General features: G+C 59.4%; 1 protein-coding gene. It reads right to left on the bottom strand.

Annotated elements, in window-relative coordinates; genetic code table 11:
* Positions 1–224, bottom strand: a 224-nt coding sequence (locus GUI70_RS23845; protein WP_237725165.1) for a PilC/PilY family type IV pilus protein, incomplete at its 3' end; no start/stop codon positions are given.
* Positions 225–251 lie beyond the last annotated feature (27 nt).

The following is a 251-nucleotide window of genomic DNA, read 5'->3' as shown; positions in this document are numbered from 1 at the left end:
GTGGTGAACAACGGCACCCCGCCGAAAGCGACTTTCCAGCTGGACGCCGCCGCGCCACTCATGTCGAACTTCCACAGACGCCCCTGGAGATCACCCGCATAAGCGGCCTGAACGATGTTCTGTGAATCGACACGCAGCTTGACCGATGACAAGCCGTTATCTGTCTCGCTGCCACTGACCGGGGTGGGTATTTCGGCAATCAGCTTCCCGGTGTTGGCGTTCAAGACAAACAGCGATGCCCGTCCGGTGAA

Source organism: Deinococcus alpinitundrae (genome assembly GCF_009982895.1).
GTDB lineage: Bacteria > Deinococcota > Deinococci > Deinococcales > Deinococcaceae > Deinococcus > Deinococcus alpinitundrae.
This window is presented reverse-complemented; position numbering and strand designations above follow the sequence as displayed.